This is a genomic window from Paenibacillus sp. J22P277, assembly GCF_059383675.1.
In genome coordinates this window covers 299,382-320,186 of sequence record NZ_JBXENS010000004.1, presented here as the reverse complement: position 1 = coordinate 320,186, position 20,805 = coordinate 299,382, and the positions used below count along the sequence as shown (strand labels likewise).

Here is a 20,805-nt window from a genome sequence, read left to right as displayed (position 1 = left end):
GATAGAGAGATGAGTCTAACCAATATGACGCCGGAAACCGAAGGTCTGGAACACACAGCATTCTATGATCGAATGGGCACGGCGAAGCAAGTCGAGCAGCCGAACTTCTATACGGTTACCAAACGCTTGATGGATATCTTGCTTTCATTGACGGGTCTTATGATTCTCTCGCCATTGTTTATCTTGCTCGGCGTGATCATCAAGATCGAAGATCCGAAGGGGCCGGTGTTTTTCAAGCAGAAGCGGGTGGGAAAGAACGGTCAGGTATTCATGATGATCAAGTTCCGTTCGATGGTTTCCAATGCGGAGGCATTGTTGAACGACTTGCTGAGCAAGAACGAAATTTCCGGTAACATGTTTAAAATGAAAAAAGATCCCCGGATTACGAGGATCGGCAAAATCATTCGAAAAACGAGCATAGACGAGCTGCCTCAGCTCATTAACGTTCTCCGGGGGGAAATGAGTCTCGTGGGACCAAGGCCCGCGCTGCCCCGGGAAGTCAATTTGTACACTTCATATGATCGGCAACGGTTGATGGTGACGCCAGGCTGCACGGGTTTATGGCAAGTAAGCGGACGCAACCAGCTGAGCTTTGAAGAAATGGTCGAACTGGACTTGAAGTACATTCGAACGAGAAGCATCATACGAGACCTGAAAATCATCTTGAGAACTTTTAAGGTATTTTTAGGATCGAGTGATGCTTATTGATCTTTCCGGGGCGGAGATTTCCACATGAAAAAAATTGTGTTCATCACTAATCGACTTCCCTTCCCCAAGACGGACGGGAGAAAAAATTTATTGAGCCAGTATATTCAGCAAATCAAAGAGCTATTCCCGGAAAGTGAAATCATCAATCTATCCTTTATCGATGACCCTAAATATTTAAAGCATCAGTCCTCGCAAATTTCGAGGCTGGTTCCGCTTAAACCGCCGGGGCTAATCGAAAAGCTGTATAACATCGCGCTTCATACCCTGCTGCTGAGAAGATGGCCGCTCCAGGTTTCCGTTTTTTATAATCGCAAAACGCATAAGGAAATCAAAGCGATCATCGATCAAGAACAGCCGGAATTTATTATTTACGATATGGTGCGCGTCGCGGAGTATTGGACGAACGGACCGAATCAGAAAATATTAAGTTACGATGATCTGCTTTCGTTGCGTTATCAGCGGCAATTGCAATGGTTCAAATACATTCCGTCCGTGTTCGGCGGATTTTCCAACAAACTTCCCCAATCTCTGAGACGGCTGACTTCCTTGAAGTTCGTGCAAAAATGGCTCATTGCGTACGAAAGCCGGCTGCTCCTCACATACGAGAAAAGAGTGGCCGGCCGCTTCCAGCATCTCATCTTCACTTCCCCGAAGGAAGCGGACAGCTTTCGGCAGACCGTTAACCATCGATCCTGCCATGGCATCCCGATGAAGTTCGATCCCGATCTGCTGAAGACGGAGCAGAGGCGCAATTACGACCGTAATAAGCTGGTTTTCGTCGGGAAAATGGATATTCCCCATAACAGCTCCGCGGTATTTTACTTTTGCGAGCACATTTGGCACGAAGTGAAGCTCAAGATGCCGGGGGCGATGTTTTACATTGTCGGAAAAAACCCGACGAAAGAAGTCAAACAGCTGGAACAGAAATATCCGGACGTATTCGTAACCGGAGAGGTGGATGACGTCGAACGTTACGTAAGCGACTCCGCGCTCATGATCGCTCCTTTGCTGTTCGGGACGGGAATCAAAACGAAAATCATCGAAGCGATGTCGTGGGGAGTTCCCGTGGTGACGAATCCGGTTGGGAGCGAAGGCATCAATGCCAATCACAACGAGGATTTGTTCATCTGCACCACGGACGAAGACATGGTTAACAACGTGCTTCTTCTCTTGAGCGACGACGAGGTCAACGACAAGCTGTCCCGTAACTCCGTCCATTATGTGCTTGGTCATTTCAGCAGCTCGGTGACGAAGAAAAATCTTAAGCTGATCTTATCTTGACGAAGGCTTACAAAGTAGGTGTTTCATATCCGGAGTGCAATCGTATTTTTGTTTATGCTTTCGCTGTCGGTGCTCACCTACGACAGTTTGCCTTTCATTCATTTTTCGGTTTACCGGCCAGTCGCGATGTTCCCCTTGTTCCTGGCGTCGATCCTTCTGCTGTTCGAAAAATTTCGATTCGGAAAAGGCGACTTTTTTCTGATTGGCTTCTGCGTGTACAGCATCTGCCATTCCCTTGTGATATGCATGGGCTATGGGAGTCTGGGAGCTTCAATGAAGCATATCTTCACCTTGATGATCGGCTTGGCCATGTACCGGGTGGCGCTATATATCGGCCAATTATGCAAGGAAGACCCGCAGATTCGACGAATGATGGCCATCAGCTTATGGATAGCCTTTCTTCCGCCGATCGCGATCGGATGCCTTCAGTTGGTCGACTCTTTCATCGTGAAATCGGGATTCTCGATGTCGATAACCGGTTTGTTTTCGGAAAAAGTCTACCTGCGTCGCATTCAATTGCTGTCCGGCGAACCGTCATGGGCGGCTATTCACGTCTTGTCCGGCGGATTGATCATGAGTTATTTGATTCGGCTCGGCTATCGCAGCCTGAGAATCCCGCTGATCATGAGCGCGCTGTTGATGGTGCTGTCTTTCTCCGCATACGCCTATAGCGTCATTCTGATCGCCCTTATTTTTTACATAGTGCTGACCAGCAAGAACCGAGGGAGAATGCTCCTGATTCTGGGCGGCACCGTTGCGTTCGTTACGGTGTTTATCCCGTTCCTTATTGATTTTTTACATATTAGCGGTTATTTTGCGAAACGATTTCAGTTTGATTTCCAAACGATGCTGCAAACGGACAATTCCGTTTTCGTACGCTTCGTGTTTCCTCTTATCGGGGTTTACGAATTTTTAAGGCATCCCGTCTTCGGCTTGGGCGGCGGCTATTATTTCTACGAATTTAATGCGATTTTATTCGAGAAATTCAGCTACGGTCTCAAGTTCAAAGAAGTGTACGACATTGCGTACGTGATGCCGGACAGTGCCACTTCCCGGAATTTGTTCGCAAAGATCTTGTCCGAAGAGGGGGTGGTCGGATTCATGCTGTTTATCGGATTCCTGAGTACGGCCGTCAAAGGAAGTTCACCGTATGCGAAGTTTGCGCTAGCCCTCTGCTTTTCGCTTGTCATGAATTTCGATTCCTATTCCTTCGTGAACTTCTGGCTGTTGATCGGGTTCATCCGCAGCGGTTTTTTTAATGAAATGCCGGCCGCGCGGGAAGCTGGAATGGAGACGCTGAGCACGAAAGGAATGAAACAGATCGCATGAAAATCGTCATCATGAACAGCCTTTACACGCCGCATATTATCGGCGGCGCCGAAATCTCGACGCAAATCCTAGCGGAAACGCTCGCGGCGTCGGCCGAAGTCCATGTGCTCACGGTCGGCGGACAGAAGCGCGCCGCCGGAATCGCATCGGATGTCGTCAATGGGGTAACCGTGCACCGGATGCCCTATAACAATCTGTACTGGATCGGCGAAGGAAACGGCGCAGGGACGTTGAAAAAAACGTTCCGAAGACTGATCGACCTGTACAATCCGCTTCAGATCGGGGCCGTGCGCAGGCTGCTAACGCAAATTGGACCGGATCTGATCCACACGCAGAACTTATCCGGTTTCGGAGCTGCGATCTGGACGGCGGCGGATTCGGACATACCGATCGTGCATACGCTCCGGGATTATTCGCTGCTCTCGCCGGTCAGTTCCCCGATCGGGAATCCGCTGCTATCGCGAATGTATCAATGGGGCTCGCTCGGCGTCAGCCGGCGGGTGTCCGCGGTCGTCGGTATCTCTTCGCATATCCTGAAGCGCCATACGGACGCAGGACTGTTCCCGAACGCGACCAAGCTTGTCATTCCGAACGTCGTTGACGGAGACATTGCCGGCGCGGAGAAGGATTTCGATCGCGAACCGCTTCACATCGGCTATTTTGGAAGAATCGAGGCGGAGAAAGGCGTACGCGAGTTGATCGAGGCAGTCCGATCCCTTCCGAAGGAAATGGTGGAGCGGGTTACCATCTGCGGCGACGGAGGCTATCGAGCGAAGCTCGCGGAGCTTTGCCGGGACGACGCCCGATTCGTTTTCACCGGCAAGGTCACGCCGAAGGAAGCGCGCGGCTTGATGGCGAAGGTCGATGCGACGTTCGTGCCATCGATCTGGGAAGAACCGTTCGGCCGGGTGATCATCGAGTCCTATCAAGTCGGCACCCCGGTTTACGCCTCGGCGGTAGGAGGCATTCCGGATGCCGTATGGAATCCGGACGAATTCCTGTTCAAGCCGGGGAGCGCGGATGCGATCAAGGAGAAAATCGCGTCGTTCCATGGCAAGACGGGCGGCGAGAAGAGATTCATTCAAGAACATTGCCTGAAGCATTGCGGCCGGTTTACCAAAGGCTCGCTGCTGGAAAACCATCTGGAGCTTTACGGAAGAATCAGGGAAACCGGCAGGCATGCCTACGCGCTTGCGGCCGCGAACGGGAGGTGAAGCCGATGGGCAAGCCGACCGTTTATATGTGGCCCAAGTCGAGTCCGCACAACAAATACAGCGAGCTCTTGACCCGGTCGATCGAGCGAAACGGCCTGCGGGTCGAGCACTACGACCGCGCAGCGATGTTCAAGCCCCGCAAGGGAGATATCGTGCATTTGCATTGGCCGAGCAACTCCTACACGGCGTCCGTCTTTGCATTGACGATCGTGAAATCCTTGTTCTTCGCCCTGCTGCTCCTATATTACAGATGCCTGGGCGTACGGCTGTTCTGGACGGTTCACAACGTTTGGCCGCATGACGGCAAAACGCGGTGGGACCGGCTAATGCGCAAGTACATCTTGACCGTGTGTCACCAGGGGTTCGTGCTGAGCGAGTCGGTGAAAGTCGAGGTAGCCGACACGTTCGGCGTGCCGGCAAGCAAGCTCGTGGTGACGCCGCACGGGCACTACGTGGATGCTTACGTCAGCAAAGGCACGGATATCCGAAAGCGGTTCGGCATTGCGCCGGACAGTTTTCTGTTCCTGTTCATCGGCCGGATCAATCCTTACAAAGGAGTCGATCAACTCGTCGAAGCCTATTCGGAGCTCAAGCTCAAGCCGGGAACGTGCGAGCTGCTCATCGCGGGGCATGTCGATAAAGGGTACAGTCTTGATTTCATCGATAGGGCGAATGACGGTTCGATCCGCGTAAATCCGCAGTTCGTGGATGATCAGGAATTGGCGGATTTCCTGGAAGCGGCCAACGTGATCGTGCTTCCTTACAAACAAATCACGACATCCGGAAGCGCGATTCTGGCGCTCTCCCACAAGAAGCCGGTCGTTGCGCCGCGATTAGGCGCGCTCGGCGAATATGTCTCCGACGGTTGCGGCATCTTGTACGATCCGGATGATCCGGACGGCTTGCGCAAGGCGCTTCGGCAGTCCATGGATATGGACGCGAGGGAAACGGAGCTGCGCATCGCGGCAAAGCTGGGGGAACTGGACTGGGGACGGATCGCCAGCAAAATGATTCAGGTCTATACCGGTAAGAAACAGGTTGAGGTGAATGCATGAAAGCGACCGTAGCGATTTGCACGCATAATCGGGCAGCGGATTTGAACGAAGCGCTTCTAAGCCTGCTGCATCAAAGCTTTGATAAATCTTACGAGGTCATCGTGGTCGATAACCGTTCCACCGACCACACCAAGCAAGTCGTGCTCGACTTCCAGGGCATGATCGACATCCCGATCATTTATCTGTACGAAGAACGGCTAGGGCTGTCCGTCGCCCGCAACCGCGCCATTCGCGAAGCCAAGGGCGAATACGTGCTGTTTCTCGACGACGATGCGGTCGCATCCGAAGATTGGATTAGCGGCATCGTTGCCTTATTCGACGGCGATCCGCGCATCGGCTGCGTGGGCGGGAAAATCGTACCCGCCTGGGAGGGAAGCGCGCCCCAGTGGCTGCTTCCGGAAAATCGGACGCTGTACACGATCCTCGATTATGCGGACGAGATCGTGGAGATGCGCAAGCCGGCTATCCCGTTCGGCGCGAATGTGGCCTTCCGCAAATCGCTCTTCGCTTCGATCGAACCTTTCCGGGAGGATCTCGGAAGAGTGGGCAGCAACTTGCTGTCGAGCGAGGAGGCCGAGCTGATCGACCGGATCCGCGCCAAGCATTCGGTCTATTACACGCCGCATGCCTCGGTGCTGCATAAAATTCCCCGCAGCAGAATCAGCCGGAAGTGGCTGCTGCGGCGCATTTATTGGCAGGGGGTCAGCAGCGCGGTTTCATCGAAGAAAAAGGCGGGCATCTTCTTGAAATCGCTCGTAAAGCTGCCGGTATTTGCTCTGCTAACGGTTGTATTTTTGTACGATAAGCGCAAAAGTTTCCGAAACATAAGCAAGATTTCGTACAATAACGGGCAAATCAGAGGCGTCCTGAGGATGTACCAGTGATGAGAATATGCGGAGTAAGGATGACGAACTGATGAAGAGGCTGCTGCAATCCATTCAAAAAAGGCTGACCGGTCAGGGAGCCTTTCAAGCGATTTTGCATACCAGCGCAGCCAACTTGCTGATCATGATTTTGGGCACGTTGACTTCCATCGTGACTGCGCGGTTATTCGGGGTGGAAGGAAAGGGAGAATTCTCGGCCATTCTGTTCTGGCCGACGCTGCTGGCCGGGCTCGTCAGCTTCGGGCTGCCGACGTCTCTCATCTTTAACATGAGGACGAACGAGGCGAAAGCGACCGAGTATGTTCGAGCAGGTTTCTTGTTCCAAGCTCCCGTGAGTCTTGTCGTCGGCATCGTAGCTTGGTTCTGTCTTCCGGTCTGGCTTGGGAATTACCCCGATGCCGTGGCCCAAATCGCGAGATGGTATACCGTATTGACCTTGCCGATGCTGCTCGCCGTCAATTTGCTCGCGGCATTGACGCAAAGCATGGGCAAATTCAACCTGTACAACGGCTTGCGGCTGTACGTCCCGCTGAGCAATCTGGTCGGACTGCTGGTGTTATGGGCTATCGGCGAATTGAACCTGCGATATGCCTCGTTCGCGTTCTTCGCGACAAGCTTGATGGTCATCGTCTGGTCGCTGTACAGATTGCGGCGAGACTTGAACTTCAACTGGCTCAAGCCGTTCACGGACCGAATGGTATTCAGTACGCTGTTCGGTTACGGCGGCAGGGTGTTCGGCGTCGAACTGCTCGGGACGCTTTACTCGCAGTGCGATAAGCTCATTATTCTGGCTCTTCTGCGTCCGAGGGACTTCGGACTGTACACGGTCATCTATACGCTGTCCCGCGTATTCAACGTCGTGCAGATGGCCATCTCGAACGTGATCTTCCCGAAGGTCACGGGCATGGACAAGGACAAGATTCTGGCAACGGTGGGAAGGGCGTTCCGGCTTTCGTTCCTGCTTATGTGCGCAGCGGTCATTCCGGGGATGATCGTCGGGCGATTCTTGCTCGGTCTTCTGTTCGGCGCACAATTTCTGGAGGCTGGCGACGCGTTCTACATTCTCTCTTTGGAATGCATAGTCGGCGGGGGCTCGTGGATTCTCGCCTCGTCTTTCAACGCCATGGGCCGTCCTGGACTCGTCGTTCTGAGGCAGGCGGTCGCGCTTGCCATTACGATCGGTCTGTTTTTCGTCTTTACGCCGCTCTACGGCTTGAACGGCATCGCCTTCGCCCTGCTCCTCGGCGCCGTCACGCGGATTGTCATTACGATCGCGGCCATGAAGCTGGTCTTCAAGGTCAGAATCGTCGACATTCTTTACGACAAAAACGATTTGCGATTCCTATTCAAGCGATTTTCCCGGAGCATGCCATCCTAAAGCGGTATTCGATCGAATCGACATAGCGTGCCTCTTTTATTAAGAAGAAGGAGACGGATAAATGACTACTTTACAGTTCGCGCATCCGATGGATGAACTCAAAAACAAGCTTCGGCACATAGTGAGCGTGATCCCGCCTCAATCCAAAATCTATTACATTGATTATCCCGTGTACGGTAACGGCGGCGATCTGCTGATTATGAAAGGGACCGAGACTTTTTTCAAAGATAATCGCATACAGGTCCAGGCACGCTACAGCGTATTGGATTTTCCGAGCGGATTGGCCATTCCGAAGGATAAAATCATCGTTCTGAACGGCGGCGGCAATTTCGGGGACTTGTATCCGACGCATCAGCAACTGCGCGAGAAGATCGTAAACGACTATCCTGATAACCGGGTGGTAATTTTGCCTCAGACCATTTTCTATAAAAACGAATCCGAACTGGATCGTACGGCAGCAGTCTTTAATCGACACAAGGACCTGCACCTCTATGTTCGAGACACGTTATCGCAAGAGCTCGCGCAAACAAAGTTTAAGACGTGCCATGTGTATTTGTCGCCGGATATGGCCCATCAATTGTGGCCAATCCATAGCAAGTATACGCCTGAGAAGGATCTGCTCTGTTTTCTCCGTACCGACATCGAGAAGACGGTTGAACAGGAGCGATTTGAATCTTCGGGCCAAGGGGATTATTTGGACTGGGCCACGTTGTTCAACAAAGCCGAGCAGAAAGGAATCCTCCTATTTCGCAAAATGCTGAAAATAGGCGGCGGCAATTTCTTGTTGGGCAAGTGCTGGGGAATGTACTCCGACTACCTCGTAAACAAGGCGGTCAACCGGTTCGGCAATTATAATACGGTCCAAACATCACGGCTTCACGGCCATATCTTGTCATGCCTCATGGATAAGCCGAACGTCTTACTGGACAATTCTTACGGCAAGAACGGCAACTATTACAGCGCATGGACCAAAGGCATCGCGTCAGCAAGATTATTGGCCGGCTCGCCCGGGGAAAAGAATGAAAAATTAGGTTGAAGATCAAATAGGTACCGAAAACGCTAAGGTTATGCTTACGATGCTGCGTTTTCTCCGAAAACGCTTTGGGGGCTGAAATCATGAACATCACAGTCATTGGCACCGGTTACGTCGGACTCGTATCGGGAATCTGTTACGCGGAGCTGGGCAATCGCGTGATCTGCGTCGACAAAGACCTGGCCAAGGTCGCAACCCTGCAAAACGGGGGTATCCCGATTTACGAACCCGGCCTGCAGGAGCTTTCGGCCAAAAATACGGCTGCCGGCAGGCTTAGCTATACGAGCGACCTCCGCGATGCGGTGGAACAGTCGGATACCGTCATCATCGCCGTCGGCACGCCCTCGCTCCCGAACGGCGAGGCGAATCTCGCTTACATCGACCAAGCGGCCGTCGAAATCGCCCAGGCGATGAACGGGTACAAGATCATTGCCGTGAAAAGCACGGTCCCCGTCGGAACGAACGAACGCGTCGCCAAATTGATTCGGAGTTGGACGACGGAACAGTTCCATAGCATTTCCCTGCCGGAGTTTCTGCGGGAAGGGTCAGCAGTTCAGGATACGCTGCATCCGGATCGCGTCGTCATCGGCGCCGACTCCGAGACGGCGGCCGAGACGATCGTTCAACTGCACCGAACGTTGACGGATCAAATCATCGTGACGGACATCCGCAGCGCGGAGATGCTGAAGTACGCATCCAACGCCTTTCTCGCGACGAAAATCTCGTTCATCAATGAAATCGCGAACATTTGCGAGAAGGTCGGCGCCGACGTCACCCGCGTCGCGGAAGGCATGGGTTACGACAAACGGATCGGCCACGCGTTTCTGAAGGCCGGCATCGGTTATGGCGGCTCCTGCTTTCCGAAGGACACGAGGGCGCTCATCCAGATCGCGGGGAACGTGGATTACGAATTCAAGCTGCTGCGCGCTGTCGTCGAAGTGAATCAAGATCAGCGAATGAACGTCATCCGCAAGCTGGAATCGATTTTCGACGGGGAGCTGCAAGGGAAGACCATCGCCGTCTGGGGGTTGGCCTTCAAGCCGAATACCGACGACGTTCGGGAATCGCCGGCACACGAGATCATTCTGTATTTGACCCAGAGCGGAGCCCACGTGAGAGCGTATGATCCGATCGCGACCCATAACTTCCGATCCATGTACGGAGAAAACGGCGTGATGTGGTGCGATGACGCGCTGCAGGCCGCGACCGGCGCGGATGCGCTCTGCCTCTTGACGGAATGGGATGAATTCGTGCGCGCGGACCTGGTCGAGCTTCAGTCGTTGCTGCGCAAGCCGATCCTGATCGACGGACGGAACGTCTTCAAGGAAGAGGATTTGGCGGAGACCAAGTTCATTTATTACTCCATCGGCCGCCCGCGACTGAACCAAGGGATCAAAGAAGAAATATCCGCCTTGTACGGTTAATTCGGTCAGGTTATAGCGGACGCCTCGAAAATGCGTCCAAATCGTAATCGATTAAAATGGTTGAAGGAGTGTTGGATATGAAATTAGTGCTTCTTTCCGGCGGATCCGGCAAACGGCTCTGGCCATTATCGAACGAGTCTCGTTCGAAGCAGTTTCTTAAGGTGCTGTCAGACGATAACGGTGACCGGATTTCCATGGTGCAACGCGTGTGGTCCCAACTCGGCTTGGTCGGCTTGCAACAGGATACCTTGATCGCGACAGGCATGTCCCAGAAAGAAATGATTCAAACCCAACTCGGCTATGAGGCCGACATCGTCATTGAACCGGAACGCCGGGACACGTTTTCCGCTATCGCGCTTTCCGCCGTATATTTGTATTCGATATTGGAGATCGGTTTGGATGAGACCGTGATGGTGCTTCCCGTCGATCCATACGTCGAGAACCGTTTCTTTGAACAATTGCATCGTCTGGAGACGATTATCGGCGATTCGGAAGCCGAGATCGGTCTTATCGGCGTACAGCCAACCTATCCTTCCGAGAAGTACGGCTATATCGTTCCGAAACAACAGGAGGAACGGTTTGGATATATGCAAGTCAGCCATTTCGAAGAAAAACCCCGTGAGTCGAGAGCGCAAAGACTGATCGAACAGTCCGCGCTATGGAACTGCGGGGTTTTCGCTTTTAAATTGGGCTACTTGATTAATCATCTCATTGAACGGGGATATCCGATTCAGTTCGACGAGCTCCAGAAGCAGTACCACAAGCTGCCGAGCATCAGCTTCGATTATGAGATCGTGGAAAAAGCGGAACGGGTCGTTGTTTTGCCGTACGATGGCTATTGGAAAGACTTGGGGACGTGGAATACTCTGACCGAGGAAATGGACTCGGCGTTAATCGGAAACGGCATCGTGTCCTCCGATTGCGACCGGACGCATGTTATTAACGAGCTTGGCATCCCCGTCACCGTCCTCGGCGTCAGCAATATTGTGGTCGCGGTTAGTCCGGACGGCATTCTTGTCGCCGACAAAGAGGCGAGTCCGCGGATCAAGGAAGTCATGAAGCATAACGAGCAGCGTCCCATGTACGAAGAACGACGTTGGGGGCGCTATCGGGTGATCGATTATATCAAGTACGACAGCGGCAAGCAGGTGCTGACGAAACGCATACAGGTAGATGCGGGCTGCAATCTGAGCTATCAGTATCATCTGCATCGGGATGAAATATGGACGGTCATCGAGGGCGAAGCGCAAGTCGTGCTCGATAACGAGATCCGTTTTATTCGGACCGGCGACGTCTTGCGTATACCGGCCTATGGCAAGCATAGTTTGCGGGCGATGACGAATACGGAAATCATCGAGGTGCAGTCAGGCACCGAGGTCGTAGAAGAAGACTGCGTACGTTTGACCACGGAATGGGAAGAAATTTTGAAAATTTGCGCGGTCCGGAATTAATCGGTAGTTGCATAAAGGGAGGAATGGCACAAATGTCGGACAATGATCGTTTCATGATGAGCCGCAGGAAGCTGCTCATTTCCATGGCTGCGGTCGGCGTAGGCGTGGCTACGGGAAACATACTCCCTTCGTTGTTGAACCGCAATCCCAAAGAAGAAGGAGATTATGTTGCCGCGGCCGTTATGGCGGACAAAGAAAGCCGATTAGTCACGGACTACGGTGCAGTAGGAGACGGCGTCAAAGACAATACGCAGTCTTTTCAATCGGCGATTAACGATGCTGTTGCCAAAGGCTACAAGCTTGTCATCCCGAGCGGCCGCTTCCTCGTAAAGGGAACGCTGGACAACTTGGACAACGTGAGCATGCATGGCGTCTCGTTAACCAAAAACTATTGGAGACAGGACAATTACGACGACTTTGAAAAAGGGGCCTCCGTCCTTATCGGAACGGGGAAGAACGGACTTTTCGGAAAGAAAATGAGCAGGGCTCTTTTTGCGGGAATCTGTTTTTCCAAATTTGCCAGAATCGCCGAGCCGTCCAGTCCGCGGTACGCACTGTTCCAATCCTGCAGCTTCAAGGACGTTACAAGCGTGTTGGACGCGCCAAGTGATCAAACGGCGGCTTACCATAATTTCAAGTTTGTTGATTGTGCGTTTACCGTCTACCGATCGAATGCATTATTCAGTGGACGTATTCTCGATTCCATGTGGGATAGGTGCGTTTTCGTCGGTTCCAAGCCGATGGATCTTACCCAGGCCAAAGCTAACCAGGTTACTAATTCGCGATTCGAATGGATCGACCGCGGGACGGCGATTTCGCTCTATGGCTGCGAACAAATGCTCTTCAGCGGCAATTATTTCGATCGCATCAGCGGTGCGGCGTTCGAGATCAAACAGGGAAATAAAGAGATCTTGATTACGGGCAATCAATTCAACCGATGCGGGAGCGGGCTAAGCTCTGCCGGCGATTCGTTAAATTACAAAGATCTCAACAAAAGCTTCATGATCCTCTACGGGGAATTTACCGACGTGAACATTTCAGGCAATACGTTCTCGAAGAACGCGAGCGGCGATCACGATGGGGAGCCGTGTCCCAAGTATGTACTGGCCAAGCGCGCGGGCATCGCGGACTGCAATTTTCGATTTCAAGGGAACGACGTGGAGAATGGATATACGAAGTCGTTCTTGTACGTGGAGGATAACGATTACTCGCCGATTTTGATCAAGGGAGAGAAGGCGTTTCAAGAGTTGTCCCAGTATGTCATCGATATGGCGAGATGCAGCAACTATAGCATCGAAGCTGCTTGTAATTCGGAAGCAAAGTTGTCCGAACTGCCGTCGAATTTGATCGTGCATAACAAGTCCGCGATCAAGATCGATGGCAAGCAGTTGGGGACGGTATTCGGGGGAACCGTCAATGGGTATCCGAGATATGACAGGCCGGAAATCGTATACGAGGAGACAGGAGCGAAGCTTTCCTCGTCAAACGGAGCAGACAAGCTAGCCGGATACAGCATACCGATTACGAGATTGCTTCACGGCGTGCAGCTTACGATATCATTCGTGTACGTCACGAGTGGGTCGCCGAATTTGAAGATCTCCGCTTCCATCGGCGGGTCGGCCGACGTAAAACTACCTGATTTGACCGGTGCCGCCCAACGAAAATTGTACGTCGCGAATCTCTACGTTCCGTTTCAGGCAACCGGAAAAACGCTGCAAATCAAATACGGCGCACTCGGTTCGGTGAAAGGCAGCGTTCAAATTTATGCCTTTGCTGCGACCTATGCTTCATTCACGCCAAAATCGGTCTATGATCAGTTAGGTTGATCGCTATAAAGCGCTTCTTATAGCTGCTCCGGGCGGAGCTCTATAGGAAGCGTTTTTTTAGTAGATAGAAGAGGGAGTATTGACATGATACGAATTGTAACATAATATTGAGGTAATGATGATACTTAATGTATCGCGAATATTGAGAGGATGGGAGTGTCATGACTGTCGCATCATCCTACTTTCGTTTTGGGTTTCGCGTTCTAAGGGGGGTTGTTTTTCATCGGCATGCGGATCGCTGCGGTAAGCTGCTTCGCGTTTGCGGATCAGTAAAGGTTAACCGGCAACCGCAGACGACCTTGAATTTAGGCAACCATATCATGATCTACCAGAACGTTGGTTTTTATCTGGAAGAACGTGGCGCCAAGATTGAAATCGGAGACCATACTTTCATTAACCGGCGGACGGAAATCATGTGCAGGGAACGCGTATCGATCGGGCAGCATTGCGCTATATCCTGGGATGTGACGATCATGGATACCGACTATCATCATATAAACGGCATATCGTTAGCAAGGCCTGTGGTCATTGAGGATCATGTATGGGTCGGCTGCAAGTCTACGATTTTGAAAGGCGTCACGATCGGTCAAGGTTCCATTATCGCGGCCGGTTCGCTCGTGAACCGTGACGTGCCCCCTTTTTCGCTCGTAGGAGGCGTCCCGGCAAGGATTCTGAAGCGGGATGTAAAGTGGAGCAAATAAACCGGCTGCCCATTGAAAGGCAAACAATCGGAAGGCGGGATTGATCTGAACACCAAACGAATTCCTGTATCGGTTATTATCATGACGAAGAACGAAGAGAAGAACATTGCCAAGTGCATTCATTCCGTTGAGCTTTTCGACGAAGTGTTCGTCGTCGACTCCGGCAGTTCGGATAATACGGCGGCTATCGCCGAACAATTGAAAGCGGTGGTCGTTCCGTTCGAATGGAACGGAAAGTACCCCAAGAAGAAACAATGGTGCTTGGAAAACCTGCCGTTTCGCAATGATTGGGTGCTCTATGTCGACGCCGACGAGGAAGTCCGGCCGGAGCTTGCCCAGGAAATGATGCGGGTATTCCAAGCAGGGCCGCAAGCCATGGGGTATTTCGTCGGTTACGACTACGTGTTCATGAACAAGGTGCTGCGGCGGGGACATCAGGTATACAAGCTTGTGCTGTTCAACCGCCATCATGGCAAGTTTCTCGATTACGACGATTTAGGGGCAAGCAACATGTGGGAAGTAGAAGGACATTATCAGCCGGAAATCGCCGGAAAGGCGCAACTGCTTCAAAGCAAGATGCTTCATTTCGACCATGACAGCATCTTCGATTATTTTGCCCGCCATAACCGCTACTCCGATTGGGAAGCGACGGTTCGAATCAAGGGACTGCTCGACAATCCGAAGGAGTCTCAGCCGTATATCCGAGTATTGCAAAAGAAACTATTCAATAAACTGCCATTGAAATGGTTAACGGCCTTCCTGCATTCCTATGTCTTTAAGCTCGGTTTATTGGACGGCAAAGAGGGATTTCATTTCGCATTCGCGAGGGCGGTCTATTATTGGCAGGTAGAGATCAAAATCTCGGAATTGAAACGAAGATCCGCGAGATCGCCGGTTTCTCCGAGTCTTGCCGGCAAGGCGCCCGAAGCGAAAGTCCAATGAGAGCCGGGGCGAGCTTATGAACGCAAAGCACAGCTCCGCTTCCAGGCAGTCATCATGGCTCCTTCTCATCGGGTTGTTTTCATCCATGCTCGGCTTTTATCGGGAAATTCAGATCGCTTCGCTGTACGGCGTCTCGATAGAGGCGGATATGTTCTACATAGGCACGCTGCTGCCCGAATTCATCATCGCGGTTTTGGGAACGGCATCGGCGAATATTTTTATGCGCCAGTACCACATTTCGCAGGAGAAAAAGGACTTCGCCTGGACGGTTTTCGTATTGCTTGGCGGGGTCTTGATCTTGGTTTGCGCCATTCTGTTCGTCGCATTCCCGTTCATTGCCCGTATCATCGCTCCGGGATTTACGGATGGCGATTTGTCCGTTTTGACGCAAATGGGACGCATTATGCTCGGTTCGCTGGTTTCGTCCGTCTTCTTCGGGGTTATAACCGCTTCGCTCAATATGAACGGCCGCTTCTATATGGCAGGTCTCCATGGACTGCTGTATAACTTCATCCTTATCGCATCGACATTTATTTTTGTTCCGCATCTGGGCATATACGGATTGGCATGGAGTTATCTAGGCGCTAACGTGATCCGAATCGTGCTGTTGCTGCCCTTTTCGTGGAAGTTCTTCGGTCGGTTCGATTTCGGGTTAACGCTCGCCTATTGGAAAGAATTGCCGAAGGGCACGACAACGTACGTGTTGACGGGACTGCAGCAAATCTTCGAGCGTTCTTTCGCAACGAGCATTCAGGCCGGGGCGGTTGCCGCGCTGAGCTACGCGGGCAGAATCGCCAATTTGCCCATTCTTTTATTCATCAATTCGGTACTGACCGTCACGTATCCGATGATGATCAAGCAGGCAGAGGAAGAGCGGCGCGAACGTTTAAGCGAAACCGTCGTGCTTACGCTGAAGATCGTCCTGGTCAGCTTGATCTGCATTGAATTGTACTTGCTGCTCTTCCGCGGCTCGCTTTTCTCGCTGCTTTTCCAATACGGCAAATTCGGCGAGAAAGACAGCCGAACGCTCTCGGAATTGCTGGTGTTGTTCGCTCCCGTCGTATTGCTTGCAGGCGTCAACCAGGTGCTGCTTAAAACCGCGCACGCCATTGGCAAAAACATGTTGACGGCCGTCGCGCTGATCGCGGCGATTACCGTTTACGTTCTGGCGGCTAAGCTGCTGCATGCGCTGGGAATCGATTCGCTGGTATGGGCGCTGCTCATCTATAATGCTGTCATGACGGTGGTCTTGTGGGGAGGCATCACCGGGAGCAGGCGCGGGTCGCTGCCGATTCCGATCCGGTTCGGGCGGTTCGCTCCCGTATGCCTGGCCGGCGGCATTACGTGGGGAGGGCTCTCGCTGCTGCCGGAGTCCGGATTCATCGGTTTTCTGGCCTACAGCGTCCTCTATTTCCTGTCATTCGGCGTTCTTATGTATGGGTTTGATCGTGAAGTGCGAGGGCATGTCCGAAGATTGCTTAATAGAAAAGCAGCAATGTCCGAGGAAAAGCCGTCACTTTCTACGAACGTGGCGGAATCCTAGATTGCCGCTCATAATTGGCCATCATCCCGATTAAGTTTTATGTTCGGGGGATGGCGGTACTCATAAGATCTTTTTCCAAGCGAAAGTGCCGTTAGCGTTTTTAACGGAGACGTATACGCTGCCATCGCTGCCGGCTTTCTCCACATAAGCGAAAGTGCCGCGATTGGCATCGGTTGCTGTCGGAAGCGTCGTGTAAAGAAGCATTTTCGCGTCGCCGCCCACGATTCCGAACGGTTGCCAGTTGTTCGAGGCTACGCAGACCCAGCCTGCTTCTTTGCCATACACCGGCTGCCGGTTAAGCACGAGATCGCCCGTTGCTCCTCCGGAGGTCGGCTTGGATTGCGCATACCGGATTTCCGATCCGAGATTAAGCTTGTAACCGCTCAATAATTCGGATGCGTAAGGCGCTTCCGTCGTAATTCCAGGTACGAGGTACATGGCAAGCATGTCGAGCTCGAGCTTCTGGTATACGACAAGGTCGATAATATCCGAATTCGTGGCCGGTATCTGGGTGGTTAAGGTGAACAGCTGGTTTCCGGAAGGAAGGATCAAAGTACGGTCGTTGACGCCGTTGCCGCCGTAGTCCACGTAGAGATCGATGCTTTTGCCCGTTTGATTTCGGCCCGTAATCATGAGCGTATAGGCCGGATACTTATTGAACCGCTCGATTGCTCTGGTTCTAAGACGGTACGGTGTTCCGGGCGCGGTCAGGCTCTGCGTGATTTTGCAGCCGGCGGGAGCGAGCTGCGTGAACGAATAGGAACCCGAAGGCGTTTCGACGCCGAAGGGAACGCCGTTTGCCTGATCGGAGTAGAACGACGGATTTTTCAACATGTTGCTGCCGGATTGTCCGCTCATCGGGATGGTTCTGCGTTCGGTTTTATAGTTCTGATTGGCAAACGGCGTAACGTCCTCGAAGCCGAGCATGGTGACCGCATTCACCGGATCGAGTAGGATCGGACCATGCGTCGTATCGGGATGATTGGTTTGACTGTAATAGTTTCGTTTGCCGACGATAATTCTGCGGGAATCGGTGGAAGCGGGATCTACTTGCACGATGTAGCCTTTCATTCCGTTGTAAGTCGTAATCGCGTAATGATCAAGCCTGCAGCCGTCGATCAGTACGTTCGTGCTTCCGCCGTAGACGCCGACGAATGCCGGAAAGGTCGCTTCCGCATGGCATTCGAGGATCGAGATCGCGTGGGAGTCGTCCAAGCGGATAAGCGGTTCCGTAATCGCATTGTTTACGGTGGTCGACATCGTGGCGCGAATGGCTTCTTTTTGTTCAGGCGTATACGCCGTGCTGTTGGCGATGGCCGGCGGCAGGACCGCCTGGTATTCCGATCTCTCGAAGGCACTGTCCGTGATATGCACGCTGACGGAATTTTTCAGCCAGAGGTGCGGGTAATTATTGACGGCCCGGGAAAAGAAACAGTTGTCGAATGACGCGCACATGAATAAGTTTTCAAGCAAGACACCCGTTCCGTTATAGCCCGTTTCTGACCAGAATCTGCAGTTGTTGAACGAGAGCATGTAGGCGCCGACGCCGGCCGAATTATTCTGCGCGGATCGATTGCCTTGGATATATACGCCGTATTTGCCGGTTCCGCAAGCGCTTGAAAAGAATCGGTTGAACATTTGATGCGCGCCTTGGGGAAGCCCTACGCCGCTTCCATTGCGATGGTTGATGTAGAAGTCCTCGAATAGAACGGTATCGGCGATTGCCTTATCCGAATAAATAGCGAATCCCGTGCCCGCATACAGAATGCCGGAACTGTACATGCCCGCGCCTTTGATCGTGATGCCCGAGCCTTGGGTGCCGGCCGTGTTGGGTCGATTGACATTCGGAAGCACCAGCGTGGACGATGTTTTGAATTTGCCAGGCGGAAGCCAAACGACGCCGCCTCCCGCACTGAAAGCGGCATTAATGGCATTTTGTATCGCAACGGTATCGTCCGCTGTTCCGTTTCCGACTGCTCCGTAAGATGTAACGGTGAATATGCCTGCTGGATCTGCCATTCATATCCCTCCTAAACGATAGTTTGTTTCTATTAATTTTATGCAGGCAGATGAAGTTATGATAGAGTCAGCGACCCATATGTTATGCAGAAAGGAGGCTTATATGGAGGGGACCGATAGAAACGCGAAAATATTCAAGCTGCTCTTCCTGTTCGGCTGGATTTTCCTTATCTTTCTTTTTTCCTCCCAATCGTACGAAGAACAAAGCATCATCCCGTTTTTAAGCAAGCATTTCTCGGAACGCGCGGCAACCGAGGTTCTCCCGGACATGGATTTTTATTATTTTCATCACGAATATTCCAACGCGAAAAAACCTTTCGATTTGATAGAATTTTTATTTCGCAAAGGCGCGCATTTGTTTATCTATGCCGTGCTTGCATTTCTGGCAGCGGCAGTGATACGGGCTGGGGATAAGCCGCGTTACTGGCTGCTCGTTCCACTGATCGTCGTAGTCTCCGTCGCGAAGATCGATGAATGGAATCAATCGTTTACGATCGGAAGAACCTCCAATCCGAAAGATATTCTTATCGATGCGATAGGCGGCGTTATGGGACTCGGATGCTATATTATTTTGCGCATGCTGCGTTTGGGGAATCGGAATGAACAACGATAACAAAGTCGACGACAAACGGGTTCATGGCAGAGCGGATGAAAACAAAGGCGAAGAATCGCGAGAATGGATGGATGAAGCTATCTATTCAGCAAGAAGCACAAGGGAATCCATCGTGTCTATTAAGCTATCGCTCCATGAACTTATCCGGCAATTGACTAATCTGCAGCGCAAACTAGACGATGTAAGTACCGCGACTAACCTCACAGGGAAATTTCATGAAAAAATAGATACAAATTGTATCAAAATAAACAAGATGTAAGATGACGAGGAATACAACGTCGCACCGCGGGAAAAGATTTTTCGAACGATTTAAAGCGATGTTTATCTAGATACATTTTGTATCATTTTCGCTATCGAAAGGAGGAAGCTTGCATGAATATCAAACCTAACCATGCACGCATCAATGTAGGACGACTCCGGATTTTTAGCGGGGTGAAGGTTACGGTAGCGATTGCAGATGCGCTCGGAAGCCATACCAAGTCGAGAACGACGCCCGTAATGATTCAGGATTTGAGTCCGACGGGCATGCGATTCATGACGCATCTCCGGTTTCCGGTAAGCAAGGACTATTGCATCCGGACAACTGTAGCGTTCGGGGAATGGGGGTTCAATCTGGTCGGTCACGTAGCTTGGAGAACCAAGGAAGAGAATATATACATCTACGGGTGTACGTTCGTCCACGATGAACAAATGCAGCAAGCGCTTGCCGCGGCTCTCAAAGAGAAACTCGTGCAGATGATCCCCGAACGCCGCCGTATTCTCGACATGTACGAACATCTATTGAATATCACATTGAAACCTGCAGCATCTTACTTGGATCGAAGCCTATGAGAGCTGAAACAACGAAACGGCTGTTGAGCGAAGGCCGTTTTTCCTATGCCAGTAGTTGAAAGCGCATACATATCAGTAGGCCGACAAATTTCCTACTCCCATTATTGACAATTGGCGAATGTTGTCATATTCTAGATTTGTCGATACGAAACGTAACATATTCTACAAAGTTTGATACAAATGGTATATAGAGTGGGAATGGGAGGCGTAATGATGTCGGATTTTCGTTTTTGCTGCGTGGGGTGCGGCAAGCTGATGGCGAAGGAGGAAGCGGGGCAATTATTCCGGACGGGATTCTATCGCGGTAACATCCCGCTAGGCTGCTGCAAGGTTTGCGCGGAATCCTTCCTGAAGCCGGCAGAGGAAGCGCCGAAGAACAGCCGGACCAATCCGCCTCTTGACGGCGATGCTCCTTTTCAAGCGCATTCGTCCTATGCGGACAGCAGACCGTTGATCTACAGCGCATAATCGGGACGGGACGTTTTCTTGCGGCCTAGGACCTATCGCCTTCCAATCGCTTCCTCTATTCGGTATACTGATGGGGATGATACGCGACCAAGCTATTATTCTTCG

Annotated in this window: 19 protein-coding genes; 18 read left to right on the top strand and 1 reads right to left on the bottom strand. The window is 51.9% G+C overall.

Annotation, left to right across the window (positions count from 1 at the left end; translation table 11 throughout):
* Positions 1–9: 9 nt before the first annotated feature.
* From AC50YL_RS14845 to murJ, 14 genes are all read left to right on the top strand, one after another.
* A complete protein-coding gene (locus tag AC50YL_RS14845) occupies positions 10–708 on the top strand; it encodes a sugar transferase (RefSeq protein ID WP_494832976.1) in 699 nt (232 codons plus the stop codon).
* Between the two features lie 90 nt (positions 709–798).
* On the top strand, positions 799–1,989 hold the full coding sequence (locus AC50YL_RS14840; protein ID WP_494832975.1) for a glycosyltransferase: 1,191 nt from the start codon (positions 799–801) through the stop codon (positions 1,987–1,989).
* A gap of 273 nt (positions 1,990–2,262) precedes the next feature.
* Positions 2,263–3,318 (top strand): O-antigen ligase family protein, encoded by a 1,056-nt coding sequence (locus AC50YL_RS14835; RefSeq protein WP_494832974.1) that lies wholly within the window; start codon positions 2,263–2,265, stop codon positions 3,316–3,318.
* Positions 3,315–4,532 carry a glycosyltransferase family 4 protein gene (locus AC50YL_RS14830; RefSeq protein WP_494832973.1) on the top strand — a complete coding sequence of 406 codons (1,218 nt, stop codon included), beginning with the start codon at positions 3,315–3,317 and terminating at the stop codon, positions 4,530–4,532. Before AC50YL_RS14835 ends, AC50YL_RS14830 begins: the two co-directional genes overlap by 4 nt.
* Positions 4,533–4,537: 5 nt before the next feature.
* Entirely contained in the window at positions 4,538–5,587 is a 1,050-nt protein-coding gene (locus AC50YL_RS14825) for a glycosyltransferase family 4 protein (RefSeq protein WP_494832972.1), read from the top strand.
* Positions 5,584–6,471: a glycosyltransferase gene (locus tag AC50YL_RS14820; protein WP_494832971.1), complete on the top strand. Its 888-nt coding sequence runs from the start codon at positions 5,584–5,586 to the stop codon at positions 6,469–6,471. The genes AC50YL_RS14825 and AC50YL_RS14820 overlap by 4 nt, the downstream gene beginning before the upstream one ends.
* A 31-nt stretch (positions 6,472–6,502) precedes the next feature.
* Positions 6,503–7,849, top strand: coding sequence for an oligosaccharide flippase family protein (locus AC50YL_RS14815; RefSeq protein WP_494832970.1), 1,347 nt, complete (start codon positions 6,503–6,505; stop codon positions 7,847–7,849).
* 88 nt (positions 7,850–7,937) lie between these two features.
* Positions 7,938–8,885, top strand: a complete 948-nt coding sequence (locus AC50YL_RS14810) for a polysaccharide pyruvyl transferase family protein (protein WP_494832969.1) — start codon at positions 7,938–7,940, stop codon at positions 8,883–8,885.
* Between the two features lie 80 nt (positions 8,886–8,965).
* On the top strand, positions 8,966–10,306 hold the full coding sequence (locus AC50YL_RS14805) for a UDP-glucose dehydrogenase family protein (protein ID WP_494832968.1): 1,341 nt from the start codon (positions 8,966–8,968) through the stop codon (positions 10,304–10,306).
* 77 nt (positions 10,307–10,383) lie between these two features.
* Positions 10,384–11,757, top strand: coding sequence for a sugar phosphate nucleotidyltransferase (locus tag AC50YL_RS14800; RefSeq protein WP_494832967.1), 1,374 nt, complete (start codon positions 10,384–10,386; stop codon positions 11,755–11,757).
* A 32-nt stretch (positions 11,758–11,789) separates the two neighbouring features.
* Positions 11,790–13,583: a glycosyl hydrolase family 28-related protein gene (locus AC50YL_RS14795; protein WP_494832966.1), complete on the top strand. Its 1,794-nt coding sequence runs from the start codon at positions 11,790–11,792 to the stop codon at positions 13,581–13,583.
* A 320-nt stretch (positions 13,584–13,903) separates the two neighbouring features.
* Complete coding sequence (locus AC50YL_RS14790) at positions 13,904–14,284, top strand: acyltransferase (protein WP_161742245.1); 381 nt, start codon at positions 13,904–13,906, stop codon at positions 14,282–14,284.
* A gap of 81 nt (positions 14,285–14,365) precedes the next feature.
* Positions 14,366–15,226, top strand: coding sequence for a glycosyltransferase family 2 protein (locus AC50YL_RS14785; RefSeq protein ID WP_494832965.1), 861 nt, complete (start codon positions 14,366–14,368; stop codon positions 15,224–15,226).
* 16 nt (positions 15,227–15,242) lie between these two features.
* Positions 15,243–16,769 (top strand): murein biosynthesis integral membrane protein MurJ, encoded by a 1,527-nt coding sequence (murJ, locus tag AC50YL_RS14780; protein WP_494832964.1) that lies wholly within the window; start codon positions 15,243–15,245, stop codon positions 16,767–16,769.
* Positions 16,770–16,829: 60 nt separating this feature from the next.
* Here murJ and AC50YL_RS14775 read toward each other — a convergent pair whose 3' ends face one another.
* The gene (locus tag AC50YL_RS14775; RefSeq protein WP_494832963.1) at positions 16,830–18,788 is read right to left on the bottom strand and encodes a glycosyl hydrolase family 28-related protein; all 1,959 of its coding nucleotides are present in this window, start codon (positions 18,786–18,788) and stop codon (positions 16,830–16,832) included.
* A gap of 40 nt (positions 18,789–18,828) precedes the next feature.
* Here AC50YL_RS14775 and AC50YL_RS14770 point away from each other — a divergent pair, with 40 nt between their 5' ends.
* From AC50YL_RS14770 to AC50YL_RS14755, 4 genes are all read left to right on the top strand, one after another.
* Positions 18,829–19,401 carry a VanZ family protein gene (locus tag AC50YL_RS14770; protein ID WP_494832962.1) on the top strand — a complete coding sequence of 191 codons (573 nt, stop codon included), beginning with the start codon at positions 18,829–18,831 and terminating at the stop codon, positions 19,399–19,401.
* Positions 19,388–19,660 carry a hypothetical protein gene (locus AC50YL_RS14765; protein ID WP_494832961.1) on the top strand — a complete coding sequence of 91 codons (273 nt, stop codon included), beginning with the start codon at positions 19,388–19,390 and terminating at the stop codon, positions 19,658–19,660. Before AC50YL_RS14770 ends, AC50YL_RS14765 begins: the two co-directional genes overlap by 14 nt.
* Positions 19,661–19,773: 113 nt before the next feature.
* Entirely contained in the window at positions 19,774–20,232 is a 459-nt protein-coding gene (locus tag AC50YL_RS14760) for a PilZ domain-containing protein (protein WP_494832960.1), read from the top strand.
* Between the two features lie 213 nt (positions 20,233–20,445).
* The gene (locus AC50YL_RS14755) at positions 20,446–20,700 is read left to right on the top strand and encodes a hypothetical protein (RefSeq protein ID WP_494832959.1); all 255 of its coding nucleotides are present in this window, start codon (positions 20,446–20,448) and stop codon (positions 20,698–20,700) included.
* Positions 20,701–20,805: the final 105 nt, after the last annotated feature.

Excerpts from the sequence above, each read along its gene's own strand:
- AC50YL_RS14755 (WP_494832959.1), top strand. The coding sequence starts at position 20,446 with ATGTCGGATTTTCGTTTTTGCTGCGTGGGGTGCGGCAAGCTGATGGCG.
- AC50YL_RS14770 (WP_494832962.1), top strand. The coding sequence starts at position 18,829 with ATGCAGGCAGATGAAGTTATGATAGAGTCAGCGACCCATATGTTATGC.
- AC50YL_RS14775 (WP_494832963.1), bottom strand. The coding sequence starts at position 18,788 with ATGGCAGATCCAGCAGGCATATTCACCGTTACATCTTACGGAGCAGTC.
- AC50YL_RS14800 (WP_494832967.1), top strand. The coding sequence starts at position 10,384 with ATGAAATTAGTGCTTCTTTCCGGCGGATCCGGCAAACGGCTCTGGCCA.
- AC50YL_RS14810 (WP_494832969.1), top strand. The coding sequence starts at position 7,938 with ATGGATGAACTCAAAAACAAGCTTCGGCACATAGTGAGCGTGATCCCG.
- AC50YL_RS14805 (WP_494832968.1), top strand. The coding sequence starts at position 8,966 with ATGAACATCACAGTCATTGGCACCGGTTACGTCGGACTCGTATCGGGA.
- AC50YL_RS14785 (WP_494832965.1), top strand. The coding sequence starts at position 14,366 with ATGACGAAGAACGAAGAGAAGAACATTGCCAAGTGCATTCATTCCGTT.
- AC50YL_RS14790 (WP_161742245.1), top strand. The coding sequence starts at position 13,904 with ATGATCTACCAGAACGTTGGTTTTTATCTGGAAGAACGTGGCGCCAAG.
- AC50YL_RS14835 (WP_494832974.1), top strand. The coding sequence starts at position 2,263 with ATGAAGCATATCTTCACCTTGATGATCGGCTTGGCCATGTACCGGGTG.
- AC50YL_RS14765 (WP_494832961.1), top strand. The coding sequence starts at position 19,388 with ATGAACAACGATAACAAAGTCGACGACAAACGGGTTCATGGCAGAGCG.
- AC50YL_RS14815 (WP_494832970.1), top strand. The coding sequence starts at position 6,503 with ATGAAGAGGCTGCTGCAATCCATTCAAAAAAGGCTGACCGGTCAGGGA.
- AC50YL_RS14825 (WP_494832972.1), top strand. The coding sequence starts at position 4,538 with ATGGGCAAGCCGACCGTTTATATGTGGCCCAAGTCGAGTCCGCACAAC.
- AC50YL_RS14795 (WP_494832966.1), top strand. The coding sequence starts at position 11,790 with ATGTCGGACAATGATCGTTTCATGATGAGCCGCAGGAAGCTGCTCATT.
- murJ (WP_494832964.1), top strand. The coding sequence starts at position 15,243 with ATGAACGCAAAGCACAGCTCCGCTTCCAGGCAGTCATCATGGCTCCTT.
- AC50YL_RS14830 (WP_494832973.1), top strand. The coding sequence starts at position 3,315 with ATGAAAATCGTCATCATGAACAGCCTTTACACGCCGCATATTATCGGC.
- AC50YL_RS14845 (WP_494832976.1), top strand. The coding sequence starts at position 10 with ATGAGTCTAACCAATATGACGCCGGAAACCGAAGGTCTGGAACACACA.
- AC50YL_RS14760 (WP_494832960.1), top strand. The coding sequence starts at position 19,774 with ATGAATATCAAACCTAACCATGCACGCATCAATGTAGGACGACTCCGG.
- AC50YL_RS14820 (WP_494832971.1), top strand. The coding sequence starts at position 5,584 with ATGAAAGCGACCGTAGCGATTTGCACGCATAATCGGGCAGCGGATTTG.